Source organism: Pseudoalteromonas sp. SG45-5 (assembly GCF_014164085.1).
Lineage (GTDB): Bacteria > Pseudomonadota > Gammaproteobacteria > Enterobacterales > Alteromonadaceae > Pseudoalteromonas > Pseudoalteromonas aliena.
The window spans coordinates 1-24,140 of record NZ_JACJEM010000040.1 but is presented as its reverse complement, the minus strand read 5'-3'; the positions used below and the strand labels follow the sequence as shown (position 1 = coordinate 24,140).

19 protein-coding genes are annotated in these 24,140 nt (G+C 38.9%); 11 read left to right on the top strand and 8 right to left on the bottom strand.

The genetic code is table 11. The features are described 5' to 3' along the window. Window positions 1–54 precede the first annotated feature (54 nt). Entirely contained in the window at window positions 55–1,710 is a 1,656-nt protein-coding gene (locus H5119_RS13500) for an RluA family pseudouridine synthase (RefSeq protein WP_182702599.1), read from the top strand. Between the two features lie 23 nt (window positions 1,711–1,733). Here the strand turns inward: H5119_RS13500 and H5119_RS13495 are convergent, their stop codons facing one another. Then, window positions 1,734–1,952, bottom strand: a complete 219-nt coding sequence (locus H5119_RS13495; protein ID WP_138584811.1) for a DUF6500 family protein — start codon at window positions 1,950–1,952, stop codon at window positions 1,734–1,736. A gap of 380 nt (window positions 1,953–2,332) precedes the next feature. On the opposite strand from H5119_RS13495, the gene H5119_RS13490 reads away from it, so the two are divergent. Beyond that, on the top strand, window positions 2,333–2,758 hold the full coding sequence (locus H5119_RS13490; RefSeq protein WP_077535617.1) for a hemerythrin domain-containing protein: 426 nt from the start codon (window positions 2,333–2,335) through the stop codon (window positions 2,756–2,758). A gap of 92 nt (window positions 2,759–2,850) precedes the next feature. On the opposite strand, the gene H5119_RS13485 is transcribed toward H5119_RS13490, so the two are convergent. Further along, window positions 2,851–3,264: a hypothetical protein gene (locus H5119_RS13485; RefSeq protein WP_077535616.1), complete on the bottom strand. Its 414-nt coding sequence runs from the start codon at window positions 3,262–3,264 to the stop codon at window positions 2,851–2,853. A 390-nt stretch (window positions 3,265–3,654) separates the two neighbouring features. Here H5119_RS13485 and H5119_RS13480 point away from each other — a divergent pair, with 390 nt between their 5' ends. The 8 genes from H5119_RS13480 to H5119_RS13445 are packed head-to-tail and all read left to right on the top strand — an operon-like array spanning window position 3,655 to window position 14,260. After that, window positions 3,655–6,015, top strand: a complete 2,361-nt coding sequence (locus H5119_RS13480) for a TonB-dependent siderophore receptor (RefSeq protein WP_182702598.1) — start codon at window positions 3,655–3,657, stop codon at window positions 6,013–6,015. 10 nt (window positions 6,016–6,025) lie between these two features. Continuing rightward, on the top strand, window positions 6,026–8,179 hold the full coding sequence (locus tag H5119_RS13475; RefSeq protein ID WP_182702597.1) for an FAD-dependent oxidoreductase: 2,154 nt from the start codon (window positions 6,026–6,028) through the stop codon (window positions 8,177–8,179). Between the two features lie 2 nt (window positions 8,180–8,181). Then, window positions 8,182–9,000 (top strand): DUF547 domain-containing protein, encoded by an 819-nt coding sequence (locus tag H5119_RS13470; protein WP_182702596.1) that lies wholly within the window; start codon window positions 8,182–8,184, stop codon window positions 8,998–9,000. Then, window positions 8,987–10,321: an ABC transporter substrate-binding protein gene (locus H5119_RS13465; protein ID WP_182702595.1), complete on the top strand. Its 1,335-nt coding sequence runs from the start codon at window positions 8,987–8,989 to the stop codon at window positions 10,319–10,321. Before H5119_RS13470 ends, H5119_RS13465 begins: the two co-directional genes overlap by 14 nt. Next, window positions 10,318–12,072: an ABC transporter permease gene (locus H5119_RS13460; protein ID WP_182702594.1), complete on the top strand. Its 1,755-nt coding sequence runs from the start codon at window positions 10,318–10,320 to the stop codon at window positions 12,070–12,072. The genes H5119_RS13465 and H5119_RS13460 overlap by 4 nt, the downstream gene beginning before the upstream one ends. A 55-nt stretch (window positions 12,073–12,127) precedes the next feature. Then, a complete protein-coding gene (locus H5119_RS13455; RefSeq protein ID WP_182702593.1) occupies window positions 12,128–12,766 on the top strand; it encodes an ATP-binding cassette domain-containing protein in 639 nt (212 codons plus the stop codon). 32 nt (window positions 12,767–12,798) lie between these two features. Continuing rightward, complete coding sequence (locus H5119_RS13450; protein ID WP_182702592.1) at window positions 12,799–13,479, top strand: CDP-alcohol phosphatidyltransferase family protein; 681 nt, start codon at window positions 12,799–12,801, stop codon at window positions 13,477–13,479. Then, window positions 13,472–14,260: a sterol desaturase family protein gene (locus H5119_RS13445; RefSeq protein WP_182702591.1), complete on the top strand. Its 789-nt coding sequence runs from the start codon at window positions 13,472–13,474 to the stop codon at window positions 14,258–14,260. Before H5119_RS13450 ends, H5119_RS13445 begins: the two co-directional genes overlap by 8 nt. 191 nt (window positions 14,261–14,451) lie before the next feature. Here H5119_RS13445 and H5119_RS13440 read toward each other — a convergent pair whose 3' ends face one another. Continuing rightward, window positions 14,452–16,266, bottom strand: a complete 1,815-nt coding sequence (locus tag H5119_RS13440; protein ID WP_182702590.1) for an alpha/beta hydrolase — start codon at window positions 16,264–16,266, stop codon at window positions 14,452–14,454. A gap of 137 nt (window positions 16,267–16,403) precedes the next feature. On the opposite strand from H5119_RS13440, the gene H5119_RS13435 reads away from it, so the two are divergent. Next, window positions 16,404–18,428 carry a winged helix-turn-helix domain-containing protein gene (locus H5119_RS13435; protein ID WP_182702589.1) on the top strand — a complete coding sequence of 675 codons (2,025 nt, stop codon included), beginning with the start codon at window positions 16,404–16,406 and terminating at the stop codon, window positions 18,426–18,428. A gap of 60 nt (window positions 18,429–18,488) precedes the next feature. On the opposite strand, the gene H5119_RS13430 is transcribed toward H5119_RS13435, so the two are convergent. The 5 genes from H5119_RS13430 to H5119_RS13410 all read right to left on the bottom strand — a co-directional run bounded on the left by H5119_RS13430 (window position 18,489) and on the right by H5119_RS13410 (window position 23,986). Further along, window positions 18,489–19,961: a S41 family peptidase gene (locus H5119_RS13430; protein ID WP_182702588.1), complete on the bottom strand. Its 1,473-nt coding sequence runs from the start codon at window positions 19,959–19,961 to the stop codon at window positions 18,489–18,491. 476 nt (window positions 19,962–20,437) lie between these two features. Then, window positions 20,438–20,890, bottom strand: coding sequence for a DUF6174 domain-containing protein (locus H5119_RS13425; protein WP_182702587.1), 453 nt, complete (start codon window positions 20,888–20,890; stop codon window positions 20,438–20,440). A gap of 383 nt (window positions 20,891–21,273) precedes the next feature. After that, entirely contained in the window at window positions 21,274–22,167 is an 894-nt protein-coding gene (locus H5119_RS13420) for a hypothetical protein (RefSeq protein WP_182702586.1), read from the bottom strand. A 596-nt stretch (window positions 22,168–22,763) separates the two neighbouring features. Continuing rightward, window positions 22,764–22,982 (bottom strand): hypothetical protein, encoded by a 219-nt coding sequence (locus tag H5119_RS20345; RefSeq protein ID WP_220492860.1) that lies wholly within the window; start codon window positions 22,980–22,982, stop codon window positions 22,764–22,766. Between the two features lie 146 nt (window positions 22,983–23,128). Next, complete coding sequence (locus H5119_RS13410; protein WP_182702585.1) at window positions 23,129–23,986, bottom strand: toll/interleukin-1 receptor domain-containing protein; 858 nt, start codon at window positions 23,984–23,986, stop codon at window positions 23,129–23,131. Window positions 23,987–24,140: the final 154 nt, after the last annotated feature.

Genomic DNA, 24,140 nt, shown 5'->3' with positions numbered 1-24,140 from the left:
ATATGTTACTATCACTTCCAATGCTTTTATTTACTGATTCATCGCCTAACTACCATGCCAAATTTTGCTCCTTGCTTTACGTTATTTTCTGAAAACATTGATAAGTTCACGCTTCCTGAAAAGTTTACCTTTCCGTTTTATTACGAGCCACAACCATTAGCGGTTGCCGCTACAGAGCAATTACAACAGCAACTTGAAGCATTAACACATTTAAAAGCAGAAAATGCAGGTAAAATGTTTGGTGTATTAGTGGTGCAAAATACTGAGCAGCAGTTGGGTTTTTTAAGTGCTTACTCTGGGCAAATTGAAGGTGATAAAGGCAATATTACCTTTGTCCCTCCTATTTCTAGTATGCAGCTACACGACGATAGCTATTTAGCTCAAAGCGAAATAATCAACGATATTAACGCTCAAATTGAGCAGTTAGAAAATAGCGAACAACTGCATGACGTTAATTGCAAACTTGATGATGCAACACAGAGTTACCAGCAAGCGCTATTAGCTCAACAGGCAGTAATGCAAATCGGTCGCCAGCAACGAAAAATACAACGTACCGAAGGCGAATTAGAGCTGAGCGAAAATGATTTTGAGCAGTTAAAAAACAAGCTTGCCGGACAGAGCATCGTAGAAAAAAAACAGTTGCAGGCACTTAAGTTACATTGGCAAAATAAGGTAAATTTACTTCAGCACGCATTAACGAAAATTACTGATGAAATAGCCCATTTAAAAAAACGCCGAAAAACACTTTCTAAAAACTTACAAAAAAAACTTTTTTCTCAATACCAATTTTTAAATGCAAACAATGAAGTTAGAGACTTAAATACCATTTTTTCAATACTACCTGAACGGATCCCACCAGCAGGCTCTGGAGAGTGTGCTGCCCCAAAGTTGCTACAATATGCGTACAAACACCACTTAAAACCGATTGCTATGGCAGAATTTTGGTGGGGAGCTGCACCTAAATCAGCAATTAGGCAGCATAAAAATTACTACCCTTCTTGTTACAGTAAATGCCAACCAATACTTGGGCATATGTTAAAGGGTTTAGATGTTGAAGATAACCCGCTACTTATTAATCCGGCCGATGGAAAAGATTTAAGTATTATTTATAAAGATGACGATTTACTGGTGGTAAATAAACCCGCTGAATTTTTATCTGTACCGGGCGTTAATATTGAAGATTCTGTTTATATGCGTATTAAAATGCAGTTCCCAGAGGCATCTGGTCCGCTAATTGTGCACAGATTAGATATGTCCACTTCGGGGCTTTTAATGATCGCCTTAAATAAACGCGTTCATAAAGCACTACAAAAACAATTCATTGAACGCACCATAGATAAGCGCTATGTAGCATTAGTTGAAGGAAATGTTCCCGAAGATAGCGGAACGATTGATTTACCACTCATACTCGACTTTGATGACAAGCCACGCCAAATGGTGTGCTACAAAAATGGTAAACCATCACTTACTACATGGCATGTTTTAGATCGTAAAAATAATGTTACACGCTTGCAGTTATACCCTAAAACAGGCCGTACCCATCAATTAAGAGTGCATTGCGCGCATCGTTTAGGACTCAACACACCAATGGTAGGTGATACACACTACGGTCAGAAAGCGGATAGATTACATTTACATGCAGAATACTTGGCATTTACTCACCCAATTACCCAAAAACGATTAGAGTTTGAAGTAGCCGCCGATTTTTAATCAAACATTAATCGTTGAACCAGTTAAAGCCCATCTAACACCATTTGTTTGATTTTATATGCTTTTACAAAATGATCTAATTGATGGGTGTGTATCCACCATGTAGCCGCTTCCATGAGTAGCTCAGGATCGTCGTTTTTATTTGCAAAAAACGCATAAAAAGAAAGGCCTACATTTTCGCCCTTCGTCGCTATTTTTTTATCACATACAGTAATTATTTTTGCTCTTAAAGTACTTTGCATGTATACCTCATTTGAATAGTAATAGATTAACCTGCTGTTAATCGCTAATAACAGCGTAACAATAACAAAAATTCTAAAAAACAATCCTTCTAATTCACCTACAAAAGTCGCTTTTATGATATTTTTATTTATGCACTTGAGCGTTGGTTGTCACTTCTACCTGAATGGTATCACTACTTTATCGCTTTAATAAAACATACAACCATTAAATACCTGTAGGCATGAAATTATTGCACTTAAATCATTGTAAAATTTACAGAATAATAATCAAAAAATGAACCATTAAAAACATAAACAATAAAATTCAACAACTTACACATTGGCATTTAGCTTGCTATCTATTGGTATAAGCAATTAAATAATAAGTGAAAGGATTAGTTATGAATATTTTTGAAGCACTACGACATGATCACGACAAACAACGAAAATTGGTAGATGCACTTATTCAAACTCATGGCGACACTGATGAACGCCACACATTAATGGATCAGCTTAAAACAGAATTAAAAGAGCACGCAAAATTTGAAGAGCGTTATTTTTATAACCCGCTAATGCTTGATGATTTAACTCATGAAAAATCACGTCACAGTGTTGCCGAGCATCATGAAATTGATGAGTTAATTGAAGACCTTGAGGTTACCGAAATGAGTTCACCGGCTTGGCTAGTTACAGCTAAAAAGCTGCATCATTTAGTCCATCATCATTTAAGCGAAGAAGAACACGAAGTATTTCAATTGGCAGGAAAAGCACTCACTGAAGAACAAAAAGAAAGCTTAGCAAAACAATATAACGACGCTATGCATTAATTTGAAACCGTTTAACTTAAATACACTCCCTGTGTACTGTTTGGTTATAAGGCAAATGCCTTATAACCATTTTTCTTTTAACGATGTGGGCACTACTTAATAGTAAATTTTACGTCTTGATCACGTAATAAGTAAAGTGCAAAACACGCAGCCCACATTGGCCAAGCAGTAAAAAACAATAGATTATTAAAACCGTCGATATATTGATTGTATGACGAGAGAGTCGATAATCCATGCATTACAAATATCAGACCGTACGTGATACGCTTTTTAATACCCGCTACAAATGCTAATACTAAAATAAGCTGCAAACCACCCAGTATATAAGCAACAATATCTGATGAACCACTGATCCCGTAAAAGTGCTCAAAAATACGTGCGCTATGGCCTGGATTTACGAATTTATCGAACGTCCACATGATCATTACGATAAAAACGCCTAAACGAAGCGATAAAAGAGACCACTGCAGACGATTTTGAACGTCAGAATTCATTGAACTTGTCATAAAACTTCCTTTAAAAATATATAAATAAACCTTGAAGTAACCAAGACCGTATAGATTCGTTTTTATTTCAAAATTTTTAAATTATTTTAATTAAAGTAGCTCTTTAACCTTGTAATTAACTTGGACTGTGGATAGTTCGGTATCAAGTACCTTGTATAGAAGTAAATACATATGAAGAGTTAACAGCTAAAAATAAGCTATAATTAAAAAAATCATTAAAAGCAAATATTTAGATTCAATGTAGACCAATTACTGTATTGGGCAATCGTTAATTATGCATCTATTTTTGTTATGTTCTAAAAAACGAAAAGAAACAAAATTTTACTGAAAGTTATTTTTAAGCCTTTCGGTCTTTATCGCCATCAACATATAACCGTAGAGAGAAAACGTTTGAAACACGCATACTTGGCTTTATCCTTAGCCACCATATTAAATACACCACTGAGTGCTTTTGCAGCTGAAGAATCAAAAACAACAAAAAATGATGCAATAGAGCGCATTGAAGTGGCGGGCCAAGTTATTAAATCTCAAGGTCTTTCGGTTAAAGACTCTACGGTTGATGGGCCTTTTGGTGACAACTTAGCACTGCAAGATATAGCACGCTCAGTCACCCCTATTTCAAGCGAACTGATAGAACAACTTAATATTACAACGCTGCAGGATGTGCTAGCAGTTAGTCCTAATACCTATTCAGCGAGTGGATTTGGTGCACCGAGTTTGCCAACAATTCGTGGACAGCTCGGTGAACTTTTCCAAGATGGTACACGCCGCCAAGCAGGTAACAATGGTTTTGGCGTGCCGTTATCATTTAATCCTGTAGAGCAAATAGATGTAGTAAAAGGCGCACCACCGGTTTTATTCGGTTCGAGCCAACGTAATGGTGGCTTTGTGAATCTACATTCTAAAAAAGCGTCTACTGATGAAAGCAAAGGCAAAGCGAGCTTGTCAGCTGGCCGGTGGGATCAATACCGTGTTTTAGTGGATTACAGCGCACCGATTGTAAAAAACAAAGTTGGCTTTAGAGTAAGCGCTGAGCACATTGATAATGGAAGCTACTACGACTACTCTGGAACCAAAAGCGATAGCTTATTTGCAGCGTTACGAATATTGCCAGATGAGAAAAGCAGCTGGGATATTAATTTTGAGTTATACCAAGTTGAATTTACCGATAACGCAGGTATTAATCGCCCTACTCAAGCACTCATAGATCATGGCTTATACATTACAGGCCAAGGCGTGCAAGCAAACGGCAGCACAATACCAGCAGCAGGGTCTATCATTTCGCCTACTGGACAAGTAAAAATAGACCGTAGCGCGGTACTTACCGATCCTGATAACCAAAACGAAGCCACTACCTACTTACTACACAGTATTTATAAGCGTGAACTTTCTAACAACGTATCAATAAAAAACATTACGTATTTTCAGCACTTACAACGTGAAGAAATTGCGCAAAACAGCTTCGTGGAAATTATAGACGGTGCCGATACAGCACAAAACCGTACCGAATTAACTTATCAATGGAGTGACAAACAACAAACAATTTTTGCATTTGATGTACGTTACAACCGTGTATTAGGCTACAGCCAATTTACTACCGAAGCCGATTTACCGATTGATTTAACTGGCCCAATTTCAAATCGTCGTATTCCTTTAACCAATGCGCAACAAGCACGTTTAATTGAAATTAGTCCAGGTGTGTTTGTATCTCCTGGTGGCCAGTACGATATTAACAACGATGGTAGCGGCGACTTTAACTTATCAGACACTACGGACTCTCGCTCGTGGCAAACTGGGTTTGCTATTCAGCAAGATTCAGATTGGACAAATAAGTTTCATACAAGCATAGGTTATCGTGTTGATTATTATGATGTAGACGCGCACGACCCAATAGCACCACAAGGTCAAGTTGCCGCCAGTGATAGCATTAACGACACGCTGCAATCGGGTCAAGTTAGCTTTAATTACAAACTAAATAATGATTACACCACTTACGGTGCGGCAAGTTATAACGAAGCTACATCAAACAGCATGGCAGGTGGCACATCACTGGGTGGCGACAACGCAATCAGTGCACAAAACTTTGCTACCGAAAACACCCTTGTTGAGTTTGGTTTAAAATACGCACCCACTGACAGCGACTGGTACGCCGATGGCGCTTTATTTAGCCAGCGCCGTAGTTTACGTAACCGCGATGGAAGCAATACCGGTATTCGTACACAAGGGTTTGAAGGCCAAGTATTTTACGATGCCTACCCATATTGGTTTAGTGCTGGGTACAGCTATATTGATGCGCGTTACGACAACTCTGCAAGTAGTCAAGATTCAGCGCAAGTCGCTGATGCATTTGACAACTCACGTCCAGATATTATTGCAGGTACGAGTGTTGGGGCACCTAGCTTTACACCATTTGCACGCTCTAATCGCCAAGTTCAAGGCATTCCTGAGCAATCGTTCAGTTTTAACGGAAACTATTCAATAAATACGAAATGGCAGGCGGGTTTTTCAGGTCTATATACAAAGAGTTACCCATTAGACTTTTTAGCGACGGTAAAAATTCGTGATCAGTACACATTAAACGTTAATACTAGCTACGCTTTTACACCTAGTACTAAATTACGTTTAGATGTAAACAACGTCACAAATCAAAAAAATTGGCGCCCTGTATTTGAAGGCGGTTACTTTGGTGCAACATTAGCTTTTCCTGAGTTACCAATAAGCGCAAAGTTAACCCTTACGCATAGTTTTTAAGAGAGAGAAGATGATTAAAAAAATATTTTTATTATTGATTGTAGCAGCCGCAGTTGGCCTGTTCTTTCATTATGATCTGCAACAGTTACTAACGCTTGATGGCTTAAAAGGGTCGATGGATCAGTTTAACCAGTACAAAGAGCAGTCTCCCTTATTAGTTATTGGTGGGTTCTTTTTGCTATACGTAGTAGTGACTGCTCTCTCTTTACCGGGCGCGGCTATTTTAACACTGGCAGCAGGCGCATTATTTGGTCTAGTTGAAGGTTTATTGGTTGCATCTTTTGCATCAACTATTGGTGCAACGCTTGCCTTTTTAGTATCACGATATTTATTACGCGATTCTATCAAACAACGTTTTCCTGAGCGGCTAGCCGCAATTGATGCTGGTGTTGAAAAAGAAGGTGGCTTTTACTTATTCACCCTTCGTTTAGTGCCTGTTTTTCCGTTCTTTTTAATCAACTTACTAATGGGCGTTACTGCAATAAAGTCATGGACTTATTATTGGGTAAGCCAGTTAGGTATGTTAGCAGGTACATTTGTGTTTGTTCTTGCTGGTACGCAACTGGCGCAAATAGAGAGCTTATCTGGAATTTTATCATTCAACTTAATCTTATCGTTCGCTTTATTAGGTATCTTTCCATTTATTGCAAAAGGCATTTTAAACGTGTTTAAAAAACGCCGTGTATACAAAAATTATACTAAGCCTAAAAAGTTCGACCGTAACATGATTGTTATTGGCGCGGGCGCTGGTGGTTTAGTAACCAGTTACATTGCCGCTGCTGTTAAAGCAAAAGTAACCCTTATTGAAGCGGGCGAAATGGGTGGCGACTGTTTAAATTATGGTTGTGTCCCAAGTAAAGCAGTCATTAAAAGCGCTAAAATTGCAGAGCAAATTCGCCACGGTGAAAACTACGGCCTAGAAAACGCAACTCCACAGTTTTCGTTCAAAAAAGTGATGGCACGTGTTCACAGAGTTATTGCCGATGTAGCACCACACGACAGTGTTGAACGTTACACTAACTTAGGCGTAGATGTTGTAAAAGGTTACGGTAAATTAATAGACCCGTGGACTGTAGAAATTAAACTTAACGACGGTGGCACGCAAACACTCACTGCTCGCACTATTGTTATTGCCACTGGCGCACGCCCGTTTGTACCGCCACTACCAGGTATTGAAGAAACAGGCTATGTAACAAGCGATACATTGTGGAATAAATTTGCAGAGCTGGATGAGGCACCTAAAAAACTTGTCGTACTTGGTGGTGGTCCAATTGGCAGCGAATTAGCACAAAGCTTTGCACGTTTAGGTTCAAGCGTGACACAAATTGAAATGGCGGAACGCATCATGATCAAAGAAGATCTTGAAGTGTCTACCTTTGCTCACGAAGCGTTAACCGAAAGTGGCGTTAATATTTTAACATCGCATCAGGCATTACGCTGTGAAGCTCGCGATGGTAAAAAATATATTGTTGTTAAACATAACGACAAAGAAATAGATATTGAATACGACGAGCTACTATGCGCCGTTGGCCGAAGTGCACGCCTTAAAGGTTACGGTCTTGAAGAGCTAGGCATAGAGACAAACCGTACAGTGGTAACTAACGAATACCTTGAAACGCTCTACCCTAATATTTTTGCAGCAGGTGATATTGTAGGTCCATACCAGTTTACACATGTGGCAGCTCATCAGGGTTGGTACGCAGCGGTAAATGGCTTATTTGGTCACCTTAAAAAGTTTAAAGTCGATTACCGTGTTATTCCGTGGACTACGTTTATTGACCCAGAAGTAGCACGTGTTGGTTTAAACGAGCAAGACGCAAAAGACAAAGGCATAGATTACGAAATTACTCGCTTTGAATTTGAAGAACTAGACCGTGCAATTACCGACAGCGCTACAAAAGGCTTCATTAAAGTGATTACACCAAAAGGCAAAGACAAAATATTGGGTGTTACTGTGGTGTCTGAACACGCTGGCGATTTGATTGCTGAGTTTGTACTGGCAATGAAACACGGCTTAGGCCTTAATAAAATACTCGGTACTATACACAGCTATCCTACTTGGGCTGAAGGTAATAAGTACGCAGCAGGCGAGTGGAAACGCGCTCATGCACCTGAAAAAGTGCTTAACTTGCTCGAAAAATACCATACTTGGCGTCGAGGTTAATTATGTTTAAAACACCTCTAAAAGCATTGTTATTTGGCTCAGCTTTAGTTGCAACATCGTTTACAACGTCATTTTCGGCCCAAGCCCAAAACATGCACGATAGCTGGAATGCATTGTTAAATAGGCATGTTGTTGCTATTAACCATAATCACAGTACTGAGGTTGATTACGCTGCCATAAAACGTGAGCATGCACAGCTAAAAACGTATTTAGATTCGTTAACGGCTGTAACGCAAAGCGAATTTGACGCATGGGAAAAGCCTAAGCAACTCGCTTTTTTAATCAATGCTTATAATGCGTGGACTGTTGAACTTATATTGACAAAGTACCCAGATCTTAAATCAATTAAAGACTTAGGGAGCTTTTTTAGCTCACCATGGAGTAAAGAGTTTGTGCCATTACTTGGCAAAACTCGCAGCCTTGATGATATTGAGCATGGTTTAATACGTGGTAGCGGTAAATACAACGACCCACGCATTCACTTTGCGGTAAATTGCGCGAGTATTGATTGTCCAGCGCTTCGAGAAGAAGCGTATACAGCCACTGATTTAGAAAGCCAATTGCAAGAGCAAACGGTGCGCTTTTTATCAGATATGACACGTAATATGGCTCAAGAAAATACGCTAAGCGTGTCTTCAATATTTAAGTGGTACGGCGATGACTTTGAAAAAGGCTTTAGAGGTGCAAACACACTACAGCAGTTTTTCTTGCAATACAGCGATGCACTTAAACTGATACCCGCTCAGCAAAAAGCACTTAAAAATGATGACATGAAAGTTAAATTTTTAGACTACAACTGGGATTTAAATGTTCGCCATTAAGTTTTGGCATACACAGGCGCGATACAGTTTTTGCTGTGTCGCGTTTTGCGTTTGTACAATCGTAAATTTAGCTGCTTTTTCGAGCACTGCGTTTGCTAATCCCGTTATTAATTCAAATAGTAAAAGTAATTTAGTAATAAACACACAACAGGGATCTCGCTGGCAACAAGTTCAAGCACTAGGTCGCAATCAAGATGTTTACTTTTATGCATGGGGCGGCGACGCGCAAATAAATGCTTATATTCAGTGGGCAGCGCAGCAAGTTAAAACTAAGTACAACATTAACCTAGTACATGTAAAATTAAGTGACACCATCGAAGCAGTAAGCCGTGTACTTGCCGAAAAATCAGCAAACAATAACAACCAAGGCAGCGTAGATTTAATGTGGATCAACGGGGCTAACTTTGCCACCATGAGCGAGCACTCTCTGCTTTTAAAGCAATGGGCAAATAAACTCCCCTACTTTGCATTAACCGATCCGGCTAATAACCCTGCTGTAACCTTTGACTTTGGTTTACCTACCAATGGGATGGAGGCTCCATGGGGGCAAGCGTCACTTACGTTTTATTACGACAGCATTGCAATAAATGGTAATGCAAACAATAAATTGCCGACGACATTAAACGAATTGTTAAACTGGAGCGCACAAAACCCTGGTCGCTTTAGTTACCCAAAGCCGCCTGACTTTTTAGGTATGAGCTTTTTAAAATACGCCTTAGTTGTACTGCATCAGCAAAGCAGCGAAAATATTAAAGCGCAGCTAAACCAATCAGCTACAACTAAAAACACAGCGCAAGTGTTAAGCCCACTGTGGGACTTTTTAGATAAACTCCACCCAACACTTTGGCGTGGTGGCACTTATTTTATGCAAAGTGGTGCTCAAATGCGCCGCCTTGTGGACGATACAGAGTTGAGTTTAGCCTTTACTTTTTCAGCACCTGAAGTACCAGCTGCTGTAAAACGCTATGATTTACCAAACAGCATTCGCAGTTACGCAATGAGTGATGGCAGTTTAAGTAATACCCATTTTGTGGCAATCCCTTACAATGCAAGCCACCAGCAAAGTGCGCAATTAGTGGCTAATTTTTTACTCAGCCCTGAGGCGCAAGCTCAAAAACAAAAAGCGCCTATATGGGGCGATAAAAGCGTACTTATTCAATCAACGTTAACGTCTGATCAGCAAGCCTTATTTAAAACAGCTAAACCGCATCCAAGTGCACTGCCTTTAAACGGTATTAAACGCACATTGAGTGAACCTCATCCAAGCTGGGTAAACGCCATTATGCAAGGTTGGCAAACCCGTTATGGAGTAAGCCAATGAGCGTTATTTCAAAAAGTGTACCATTAAATACCAAAGCAACAACGCAGTGCAGCACCGATATGTTTACGCGCATTGTAAAATTTAGCCCGCGATTTTTACTCGCTCTACTTATATTACCCGTACTTGGTGGCTTAATTAGCGTCTTGCTGCCTGCCTTTGGTTATGCGCCCGTACTTGAGCAAACAACGTTTAGCTTGCAAGGTTTTAATGCCCTTTGGCAAACACCTGGCCTTACCCAAATGGTTACCTTAAGCGTTGCAACAGGCTTAATAAGTACTTTGCTTGCATTTATCATTACCTTAATGATTTTAGCTGCGTTTTTTAATAGCCCGTGGCTTAACCGAATTCAGCGTTTATTGAGCCCTATATTAGTTATACCTCATGCCGCAGCGGCTATTGCGCTGGGGTTTTTAATTGCCCCTTCAGGTATGATTTCACGCTTAGCGTCGCCTTGGTTAAGCGGTTGGGAACTTGCGCCAAACGGCATGTTTCCGCATGATTCGTTCGGTATTAGTATAATTTTAGGCTTAACACTAAAAGAGCTTCCCTTTTTATTATTAATGGCACTGGGCGTACTTGCACAACCTGAGCTTGGCAAAAAATTACGCCAACAACATAAGATTGCACTTAACTTGGGTTATTGCCCAATGACCGCCTTTTTTAAAGTAATACTGCCAAGTCTTTATCCGCTGCTGCGTTTGCCCCTTTTAGCCGTGCTTGCCTATGCAAGTGCCAGTGTAGAAATGCCACTCATTTTAGGCCCAAATACACCACCCACGTTGGCCGTTGCAATAATGCATTGGTTTAACGATGTTGATTTAAACCTGCGTATTAAAGCCTCAGCAGGTGCTTTATTACAACTAGCTGTTACAGGCGGGTTGTTAGCCCTTTGGCTTGGCGCAGAAAAGGCCGTAAGAGTGCTATTTAGCGACTCTCTCACTAATGGAGTGCGCGAATACGGCGGATTTTATTGGCAAAAAATAACGGTCGTACTCACCGCATTAGTAATTAGCTTTATACTATTGTCGCTTATTGGTTTAGTTATGTGGTCGGTTGCAGGCTTTTGGCGCTTTCCAGATGCAATCCCTGAGCAATTTACACTACTGCATTTTAAAAGTGCGCTAATGCAAATGGGCAATCCGCTTTTTAATACCCTAGCAATCGGTTTAGTAACCACATTATTTGCCATTATTCTTACTTTATTGTGTTTAGAATCAGAGCAGTTGAGTGACAAACCTATTTCTCGTTTTACCAGTTTAATTATTTATTTACCGTTATTAGTACCCAGTATTGCCTTTTTGTTTGGGCTAGTATGGATACAACAATTGGTAAATAACCAAGCCGCATTTTTTAATGTGGTACTTACGCATTTACTGTTTGTGTTGCCTTATGTGTTTTTGTCACTTGCGAGCAGTTATAGGCGCTTAGATCCTCGTTTTGCTCATGTTGCAGCAAGCCTAGGCGCAGCGCCATGCAAGGTGTTTTTTAAAGTAAAACTACCTCAGTTGTTTGCCCCTATTTTAATTGCAGCCGCACTGGGCTTAGCAATTAGTTTTGGACAATACCTCCCCACGCTTTTAGCTGGCGGCGGGCGCATAGCCACAATAACAACCGAAGCCGTTACGCTTGCCAATGGCGCAAGCAGACGCACCAGTGCCGTGTACGCTATTATGCAAATGGCGTTGCCACTTATTGGATTTATACTGGCATGGGGTTTACCTAAATATTTTTTCAAAAGTGCACGTGTTTAAACGCGCACATATTTAAAGCACCCATGTTTAACACTATCAGGGTTAAGGTTTTTGAATGCAGTCATCGTTACAGATTAAAAATTGTCAGCTTTATCGCCAAAGTGAACTGTTACTTAGCTTAAACGAGCAAGTTAATGGCGGTGAAATTCTGACTATTATGGGCCCATCAGGCAGTGGTAAATCAAGCTTATTAAATTGGCTTACGGGTACTTTACCAAGTAGCTTTAAGGCCAATGGAGAGGTGTGGCTTAATGGTCAAAATATCGATAACACCCCTCCACACTTGCGCCATATTGGAGTGCTTTATCAAGACGCTTTATTGTTTTCACATTTAACTGTTGCTGGTAACATTGCCTTTGCAATGCCCAAAGGTAATAAAAAACAACGCCTTGAAAAAATAGCACACGCACTTGAGCAAGTAGGTCTTAAAGACATGGGTAATCGCCACCCCGACAATTTATCGGGTGGGCAACAAGCCCGTGTTGCATTATTACGTATGCTGCTGAGCGAACCTAAAGCCATTTTACTCGACGAACCCTTTAGCAAACTCGACACCCAACTGCGTGTTGATACACGCGAACTCGTATTTAGCCAAATACGCGATCATAAGCTACCTGCAATTATGGTAACTCATGACCATAGCGACGCCGACGCTGCAAGTGGCAAACTCATTACTTTAAGTAGCGCACTTTAAATACATAGCTTTAAACGCATAAGGCAATAAACATGCTAGACAAATTTATCACCCCTGTAATTAAGCCACTTTTAACACCTGTGGTTATGCTTATGCATAGACGCGGCATAACCGCCGATCAGCTCACCGTGGTAGGCTTTTTAGTTGGCTTATTAGCCGTGCCATTACTGGCGTTTGAAATGTGGTACGGCGCATTAGTCGCCATTACTTTAAATCGAATTTTAGATGGACTTGATGGCGCATTAGCACGCTATGCAAACCAAAGTTCAAGCGCGGGTGGATTTTTAGATATCACACTCGACTTTTTATTTTACGCGGCTATTCCGCTTGGCTTTATTTTGGCAAACCCTGAGCAAAACGCGATAGCGGGATCGTTATTACTTGCTACTTTTATTGGTACGGGTTCAAGCTTTTTAGCTTTTGCGATTGCCGCCGAAAAATTTAAACTCGAAAAACCGCAATTTAAATATAAAAGCTTTTACTACTTAAACGGCTTAACCGAAGGCACTGAAACAATAGCGCTATTTATTGCATTTTGTATTTGGCCGCAGCACTTTGCGGTTATGGCGAGCATTTTTGCTATTGCGTGTGGCATAACTATTTTTACCCGTATACATGGCGGTTATCACACACTTAAGCAACAAGAAGCCGATGCTAACAAAGCAGCTGTAAACGTGCCTAGCAGTTCAAATTCTGAGGTAATAGATGACTAATGAAGTATGGTGGCGCTTAGGCTTCTTTTTTAGCATTTTAGTTATAATGATGCTGCTTGAAGCGCAAAAACCAGCGCGCAAATCACCAATAAAAAGCAGTACACGTTGGTTTGCCAACTTTGGGTTAGTGTTTGCTTCATCAGTTGTTGCGCGCTTAGTGGTTCCCATTGGGCTAACCGCCGTAGCACTTTACAATCAAGAGCACGGCATAGGCTTATTTAATCACATAGCGCTACCAAGCAGTTTAATTATTATATTGAGCATACTTTTACTCGATATATTAATTTATTGGCAACATAGGTTATTCCATAACGTGCCTATTTTATGGCGCTTACACCGTGTACATCACGCCGATGCACACGTAGATACCAGTACAGGGCTGCGCTTCCACCCTATAGAAATTGTACTGAGCATACTTATAAAACTCATTGTAATAACTGCTCTTGGCGTACCTGCCATTGCGGTACTAATATTTGAAATAGCACTTAATGGTTTAGCATTATTTAACCATGCAAATATACGCCTACCTAATGCCATTGAAAAACCACTGCGTTTAATTTTAATGACGCAAATATTGCATCGAATTCACCATAGCCAAGTGGTTAGCGAAACTAACTCAAATTATGGTTTTAGTGTTATTTGGTGGGATAAATTATTTGGTAGCTACAAAGATAAAGCGAAAAAAACCGACGCAGATATAAATATTGGCTTAAAAGAATATCCAAGCCAAAAGCAAAATGCCTCGTTATGGGGCTTATTGATCATGCCATTTAAAAAATAAGTGAGCATAAGCTCACTTATTTAGGATATTAGAGTTAGTTTTTAATTTATTTAACCTGAACTCTGGTTAAGAGATTTTCAGTGATAGCAAGGCTGTATTTACGCGTCAATAGCGGGCCTATTGCAAGTAAATTCAACGCAGTTAGCGCTGATAATAGCTGCTCGAGATAGATTTATTATCCTGAGTTCAGCTCATTTACTTTTTATATTTGCTATTGCTTTTAAAATGTCGTCAGGGTGCTGAAAAACTGCCATATGATCGCTATTACTCAGCGGTATATATTGCCCTCCCGATTGCTCGCTAACTTGCTGGCTCCATAAAGAGCCCTCTTGTTGCCATAAGACTAAACCATCTACGTATTCTGGCTCTGCATTTTTAATATCATACGATTCAAAATCAGTATCTATAACGGAGATTGGAATGGATTTGGCTATATCAGCACTAATAACACGGTTTAAATCATCATGATAATTCATGATCTCTCTTGCTCGAGTTACTTGTTTATCAATTTGAGTACGGCTTTGGCTTATTAAATCAAAATACAGCCAATCCATCTCTGCTTTATATTGTGAAGCGATGAGTGTTTCAACCGTTGTGCGCTCATCAGTTAATTTATCTCGAGTCCTTTGCGTCCAATTACCTTCCTCTATATGTGTTATCAGAGCATCTCCCGTATCTCTAAACCAATATACGGGCCAATCTTGGTACAAACTAATAGAGTGTGGCAACAAAATATCAGGGTCAATCCACACCATACCGTTAAGGCCAGTTACAAATTGTGAATCCGGTGAGTTCTGCCATAAATGAGCCAAAATATTTGCACTGGCAAAGCTAACAATAATTAGCTCCTTTTCATTAAGCAGCCCCAACGTTTTATCTAATGCAGGTACAAAGGAAGCATACGATGGTTGCTCAGCAGAGCTACTAAAACCATTTCCAAAGCGTTCTATGACGTGTACACGATGAGTTTTTGCTATCAATGGCTGCAGTAATGAAAACCAAGCACTGTCACTATGAAAGTTTTTATTAAAGCCTGATAAAAGAATAATCGCAGGCCCCGAATGTTCAAGACCCATGCTACGTACGTGTACATCTTTTTTTTGTTGCTGATCAATACGGTATAGTTTTGAATAGGTATCGAGTTTAGTTCTACTTACTGTATCAAAAAAGCTAACTACTTCATTCGTGGTGCTAAAGTCATTAAAAACCCAACTATGCCCACCCCCTTCAATTGCCACCAATTGGTTAATATAAGTCTCGTTTTTAAATAGATACTTAGCGACTGTTTGGTTTTTTTGTAATTGTACATCCGCATCTATGCCGTTTGCTTTAGCTATTAATTCAATAGCAAGTGTACTTGGAATTAACCCAAAGTTTGAATGTGCCCTCCCCTCAAAAGGTAAAGGCTGGTCATTTGTTCCGTGTACCATCATGTAGTTGGTGTCATTTTTTATCTCGCACCGTTGTGACAATTGCTCTGACATAGGTGCGGCAACTGACGCGATAGCCGTAAACTTTAACTCACTATTACACATCAAGTTTTGTGCAAATAAGCCGCCTTGAGAAAATCCAACCGCAAAAAGCTCCTCATCAATAATGTTATGCTTAGCTTTAACATCAGTCACAACATTTTCGACAAACGCCAAATCATTAATACCTAATCGATGAGGTTTATTGCAGTCGCATCCTTCATTCCACTCTTCAACTTTTGATTGTGGATAAACGACGATATAATTTTCTGATGCTGATTCAAACGCCGCCATACTTTGCATATTTTTTGCACCCTGACCAGAGCCATGAAAGGCCAATAAAAGCTTATAAGACTTTTTCGCATCAAAATTATTACTTGGCATTGCAATATAATAGCTTCGGTTATTTAAATTAATTTTTGTCAAATTACTGGGTTCTGTGCCCGTCAGTTTTGAGTCTTTGTTGGTACCATTACAGCCCATTAATAATAATGTAACCGCCATTATTTTTAATAATAAATATAAATAAACACGCATTTTCTTTACTCTTATTAAATATGAGTGAGTAGCAAATCATGTATTTACTTAGTACGGCCATCGTTGGCGCTTATGTTTTTGTTATATTTATGTTATGTTTAAAAAACCGATTTAATTTCAATATCATAGAGAACCCTATGGCTGTCCGTATTTCGGCCGTTATTTTTGACGAAGAGCAACGAACATTAAAAAGTGACAGTCAAACTAGAAAACTTGAACCAAAAGTGTTCAGTTTATTAACGGCTTTACTAGCAGCCAATGGGAAAATTGTCACTCGAGACCAACTCATAGTTGAAGTCTGGAATAATCGGGTTGTAGGCGAAGGTGCAATCAACCGAACCGTGTCTTTATTAAGAAACCATTTTTCAGCGTTCACTGATGAGACCATTATTGAAACTGTGCCTACTCAAGGATATCGGTTAGTTGCTACTGTAACGAATACAGATATTTCGCACGATAAAATGCCTGCTGATCAAAAGGTTGCTTTTAAAAGCCAATTATTTAAAAAACCTGTGCGCAATATCAAAAAAGCATCAATTATTGCAGTTACTATAGCCCTGCTATTGATTGCACTTTTAAGCACCGCCTCCAAAGTTAAAAACTTAACCACACCGAATCAATTATCACTTGTTAGTGCACCATTGGTCGGTTTGCAAGGCAGAGAATACAAGCTATCAGCAACCCAATTTGGAGGGCTCATTTTATTTCATCATCTTGATGAGGATGATAGTCAATCAATCTATTTATACGATACAAAAACACATGCTCAAAACAAGATACTCACCAACTCGTTAGCAGCTATAAGCGCTGATGGGAAACGTATTGTTTATGCAACACACTATAATGAACAGTGTTTAATTTCGATTTATTATGTACTCACAAAGCAAAAACAATCTTTATTACCATGCGATGAGCCTCCCATTTCATTAGTATGGGGAGAAAATAACACCTTTTACTTCAACAAGCGTTTTAGTAAATCTCATCCATATCAAGTATATGGCTATAATGTAAACACAAGTAGATTAAAACAGATTACAAACCCGAATAGTAAGAATAATACCAAAGGTGATTTTGATTTTTCCTACAATCGTCATAACAACCAACTCGCTATTATTCGTTATATAAGCGAAAGCGAATCAACAATAATTATAAAGCTTGAAGAGCAGCAACTAAACAAACACACAGTAAACCTTCGTCTTAAAAACTTGGTATGGCACCCAAATGGTAATACATTAATTATTGCCGACACCAATAGGCTTTTTTCACTAGATACGACTAACGGCCAATATACACTTCTTAAGCAATTAGATTTTACAATTAGTTCTTTAGCGGTTATTCCAACCAAATTGAATGCCTCGCTATTAGTAAGTAGTCTTGATGTCGTAAGCGAAATTGTAAAGTATGACACTCTAAACCAAAGTCAGCATGTGTGGCAGCAAAGTGCGCGTACAGAGCTTCTTCCCCGAATGCAGGCTGACACACAGACTTTTTTATCTACGCGTTATAAAAGTCATCACTTTTGGAGAATTAAAAATAACAAAGCCCAATTAATTGATATCGATTTTCCCTTTGACTTACAGTTTGTCCGCTACGAACTGTCTGATGATGGCAGTCGTATTTTATTTACTAAGCACGGCGATGTTTTTGAACTAGATTTAAATAAAAATACCTATCAAAAAGTATTTATTAAAAACCGCAGTAGTTATGTTGCTAATTACGACGCACACAATAACATTATTTATAGCGGCAACTATTCTGGACAATGGCAACTGTGGTTGTATCAACGAAGTACAGACAAACACACTCAATTAACCTTAAATGGAGGCTACAGTGGCAGAATTGTTGATCAATACCTCTATTACTCAAAATTTAATGTAGATGGCTTATGGCGTAAAAAGTTAACAGAATCAAATGAAGAACTCGTTATTAAAGACTTTAATCGAATCAATTGGCTCAACTGGCAACTTATTAACCAAAATTTATACTTTTACCGAGAAGCTACGGGGATTTGGGCGTTCGACATCAAGACACAAAAAGAGAGTTTGATTATGCCAAAGCCTGATAATTTCGTTCATCAGTATACAATAGCACCTGATCAGCAATACATATTCTGGGTTCGCCTAAAAGCTATTCAAGGCGATATATACCAATACAGCTTTTAAATGCGATGCAGGTTATCTACTTTGTTACTGCTAATAGTAACAAAGTAGAAACAAACCAGCTTATTCGTTACTTTTAATCTCCTCAAGTAACAGACCAGTCGTCCAATCAATACCACTGTACGCTATATCTGGTTTATAATAATCACCTTTTTCACGAGCTCTGTTAACGTACACTTTGTTAGGCACAATCACCTTGCCTAAACCTGAGGGTAAATCAGCTAAGCGTACCTCCATATACATAGAATCTGCACTGCTTGGTGCACCAAATAATTGCGTGTTTGGAAATAGTTTAAACACGTCAATGGCATCTAAGCAGGCACTCGCGCATTGCGGTGGCACTATAACAAACACCTTGGTTTTAAAGTCGCTGGTTAAGGATGTGTTTTGATCTAGCGCTGGTTGGCTATCTTTTTCTTCAATGTAAAACGGTTTGTTGTTTTTAAGCGCTTGTGTCATCCCGCTAGCAACAGCTGTGATAGCTGCATGCGTTTCGGGCTGATCTTTCACAACCTCAATTAACGACTGCACATAGTCAGTATTATCTTTTGATGCTCTCCACCACACTTGCGTATTTTGAGACAAACCAGCCGCATTGTGATTTACAACTTTTTCACCCCATAACCTTTTTGCTATTTGTAAGCTCCAATAAGACGAACCACCTTGATTATGACGCAAATCTAATACCACTGCTTTTGCAGTAAGCAGTTTGCTACGCTGCTGTTGTATTTTTTCAAACACTTTATTGTAGGCAGCTGTTTGTTTATCGTTTACCGAAAAACTAGGCATAGCAATCCAAGCTATATGTTTATCAGGCCACGTTAAATCAATGGGGAGTTCATCACCGTTGTAGGCATTTTCTAAATGTTTGCTGACTGATTTAGGCATTACTGACCAATTCAGTACTTGTGTAAAAGTTTCGCCATTGGCTTTAACAAATTTGCATTCTTTTAAAAGGGTTAAAAATGGATTGCCCTCGTCAATTAGTAACCGCCAACCTTGCTGCCACCAATGACCAGGCTGTGCCACTTCGCCATGAAACTTAAATATTCTCTTACGCATTAAGGTATCAGTGCTTTGCCCATCACATTGGCTTACAACGTCGCCTTTGCTAATATTTTTGGCTTCGCTGTAATACACTTTTAGCGCATCGCCTCGCCATACAGCACTAAAACCTGCCCAGCGGCGCGCTGGTCGCTCTACGCTTGAAAACGCACCCGCGTGGCCATCTTGTAACACAGTGTTAAAGCGCGCAATTGCAGCTACATGAACCTGCGGCCCGCTCGCTTCAACCGATAATGCTAATGCTTCTACTTTTGCTTTTTTTAATAATGCTGGAAACGCTGGGTTATTAACATCAACCATACCGGGGTGGTTTAGTGCGGTTATATTGTAAGCAGCTTCTATATCGCTATTAGTAATACTACGCCACTGCTCAGGAGTTGTAGGCGCATCTGTTTTTGCAAAACCTAAAGCAGGTGTAAAAAATAAAGCACTTAGTAGAGTACCAAAACCTATTTTTGTTTTTATAATCATAGTCACTCTTTCAAATCGTTATATTAATAATTATTACATTAGGGTGTACTGACCTTTGAAAATTGAAATTCATTCAGCCTTGGGGGTTAATCGTGGTGCAAAACTTTTAATCTAGTAAAAACCAGCCTTTTGCATGCGTTTTAATTCAGTCTTAAATAATCACTTTAGTGAAAATAGCCAGCGTTCGGCTTTGCTCAGCGACTGGAATCGCTTTCCCTGACTGACAGAAGTATTATCCCTTCAATCTCAAAAAATAGGTTAAATACCTCAGCTTTTATAATTTTCATAAAGAGGACTACTGCGAGGCTAATTATCTAGTTTCACCTTAATCTATACAACGTCGATTTTTTATAATTCATTGTATAAACTAAACCCCTCAATTGGCAACTTTCATAATAATTAGGATGGGGTTATTTTAATTTGTTTTGAGGATAGTTTGAGGCTGGAGGTCAAAGACCTCCGGCTACCCATTCTGGTTACATAAATGAAGTTATGGTTATTGAATAACCATCACATTCTAAATCACTAATATCCGTTTCATAGCTTATGGGGTAGCCAAACGTTTTATCAAATAATGGAGTACCTTTGATATGTTCAACTGACTTAAGCATATTTTCGAAAACATCCGCAATAGTTGGATACACCTGAGAATCGAGTTCTAAGCTTTCACCTAGTTCAGGTATGTAAAGTTTGGTAATTACATTGTTCTCAATCGTTATTTCTACGGGAGGGAGTGCATCAGTTGCTGGGCAATCACTAGGCGGTGCATGATATGTAAATGCGTACGTATTTATATTAGAGTTTTTCCACTTTTGATAGTTAGTCCCTATTAAATTAGTTAATTCTGTTGTTTGGCTATCTGGGGAACTGTCGTTACAGGCAAAGAGGAGAGAAAAGCTAAGCGTGCACATTAATAATTTAAAATTCATATACAATCCTTGTTTAATATAATGAGCCTAAAGATTAGCTCATTTTTTGTTTACTTTTCATTAGCATTCAAACTATAACTTAGTTCCTATTTTAGTTCAATTGTTTGCTGCATTACCATTAAAATATAATAAGAGAACTCACGGCTATTTTAAGGAATTAAACCTGATAGACACTCTAATTGAAGAACAAAACTCTTCCCCTGTAGTGGTAAAGTGATTCAAAGCCAGATTCAAGCGAAGTGCACCACCTCTAAAAAACTATAGAAAGTCCAGTGTTCCTAATTGCTGCTCACCAAAAATGATGAGCGTAGCAAGTAAATTTCAGAGTACAGCAACTTGTTAGGCTACTTTCGCATAGCCCAATTCTAAACCGATAATAAAAATTATAATATGTGTTCTGTGTCATATCCGGCATATGCAGGGAACACTTGACTAGTGTTAATGAGCTTTTGAATACCATTTGCAGTCAAAAATTCTCTACAGTTTTTTCCAATAGATGGAGCCCTTTCATGGGGTCCATTAAAGAACCACTTGACCAATGAGCTAAATAATATTTCTGAAACAATATCTGAGGCTTTTAACTTCAAAACTTGAGGCATCGACTTATCCCAGGCTTGTTTATCGAAAAATAATTTCAGCTCCGTGGGTAATTGCGCACGCTCATCACCACCCTCTATTATTTTGTTCCATTGAAATTTAGGCCTACTCATAAATGATTGCCTAGCAAGGTCGATACATTTAGGATATTTATTATAGGGAGTAATATACTTTTTGAAACGGCCACGAAAATACTCTTTGTAGGTAAGGTAACCTAATAAGTCTGCAACAGCTTCATCCCAATCTACATTTATGGTTCGGTTGTAATCCTGTAATCCCATAGAGTTATGGGACCAGTAGTGCATTAATTCGTGACACGCACAAGAAAGTATTCGCTCCAAATCTGGTGAATGATTTACTATGAATGAAGGACTCAAAACCTGAAAATAAATAGCTGTAGAATCCGTTTTTGCGCGAGCATCTTTGTAGGTTGCTACATCTCCCCAGATCGCAGCTTGTTTTGACCAACACTTATTGCAATAATTTTTAAAAACAACGCCCTTCGCCGCAACATTTATTACATTTGAACAGCCTCCATATGCAGTACGGATTACTTGATTTAGAACCCTTTTAATCTCATCTATTTTAAATTTTTCTGTTCCACTCGAAACCTGCAGACTAGCACTAGTAATTCTCCATGGAATATTATTTGAACAATTATTCCCATCACATACTGGCATATTTTTTCTCCTGCCTGATTTGTAATATATGCTTATACAAGCCTTATATTAACTTATTTTTATTTACTTATATCGGTGCTTTAACCATAGCTGAGTTCCTTTTTTGGGTCAATTGGTTACTTCAACCTTGCGTAAAAGATTAAAGAAGATTTGCTGCTATTTTAGTTGGCATTTTGAAAGGGATTACTGCTGTTTGAGTGGCTTATATGAGGTGATAAAAAGCATCTTGCTTTTCAGCTTTTCACTATTATGAACAAAGCAATACTATTGCAGCAGTGTAAAGTAAAGGCATTCACTTTCGTTTTATCTATATAGCTGAGTCTTTTTCGTGATTCATTATTTATAAACTGAGCTTACCTTCCTGTTCTCATTGGCGATTTCTGTAATAATTACAATGGGTGTCTAGTTTAATTATAATGTGAACGAAGTGAGGCAGCCAACTGTATTTTTTCCGTTTGAAGTTCTTGTTAGGCTTTATTCTTGAGAGATCTTATCCCATTGATGAGCATAATCCGCCTGTTCATTATTGCAGTCTTCGCAAACTAACGACTCGGTATCATCGCACAGTTCATAAGCATTCAGTAGTGCCTCACCATCTAGCTCAGCCGAACATCCATATGGTATCCCCCTGGATCGGTAACACCTGAACATGTTGTAGATAGGTATGGCTCAAGTACTGATTTTTGTTTAGGCGATAACGTATTAAACCCCTTATTTATTGCAAGCTTAGCAATTCCGTCTGTCCCTGAAAATGTTGCATTATCAAAAACACTATGAGTTAGTTGATAATCTAATATTTTTTCTACAACTTCCATAACCTATCCTTTTTATTGACTGTGAAACTATTGATGTGCAGCTATAAAGCCTAACGCCCGGCTCACCGAGCAAATTTTTGCTGGCAGCTTTTGTGCTTTTTTTGCACAAAATGCGCCAGCGAAAATTTGTCCGGTGCAGCCGTTTGTTAGCCATTTTTTTGTAGTAACCGTAGAAATTCAGATGCCATCTCTTGAATATTTAATGACGACGATGAAAAAGCAACTTTGTCAGCAAGGCTGTGACTATATTGAGACACCTCTTGATGTTGAACACCATGCCAAACGGGTAAAATAACTTTCTCGCCGCTCATCGATCTATTTACTAAGGCATCGAGTTCATACTGAGGCCACTGCTTTGCAAAAAATGCCGGTGATAAAACAACAATTCCATATTTTGCATTACCTAAGCCATGATCAATAGTTCGCCTCAAGCTATCACCTATTTCAAGCGAAAACTCGTCATACCACACTTTCAACCCCAGGCTATTAAGCTCTTGAACAAGTGGACGTACAAACTCATTCTTATCTTCACTGGCATGAGAAACAAAAAAATCATACCTGTCATTTCGTTCCATGTTTTCAACCACCTGATACTGGGATGAGCAACATTCGCTGTAAACAGCTTGAATTTTAGCCCACTCAACTTCTGCTTTTCTTGCCTTGTCATTATAAAAGACTTCATGCATCGAATGTTCAACATCTGAAATATAAAAAAAGAACTTATTTGAAAATCGTTGGGCGTTTCTATCCACCCATTTCCATTCATAATTAGTAATGAAATTAACTGGCCTCTCAGCGAAATCACCTGAATTAAGGCGACCAAATCTAAAATATCCATTGACGAGATTAAAGGCGATAAAATTCGTACCGTCGCCATAAAAAACATGCTTAAAACCATCTTTTTCTAATTGAGTGAGCGTTTCCTTTTTTTGCTTCCTCTCCTTTATGAATAAGACAACAAGCAATGTCATGCAAGCCGGAATTACTAACCACAAGTATTCCATATTATCGTATTACTCCTATATGGCTAACGAGCCTGTAGATTAACTCGTTTTTTTATTTATTTTTATTGATAAACAAACCATAGCTGAGTTCCTATTTTGGTTCAATCGATTACTGTATTTTATGCAGAATATAAAGTGGGAGTTTGGTGTTGTT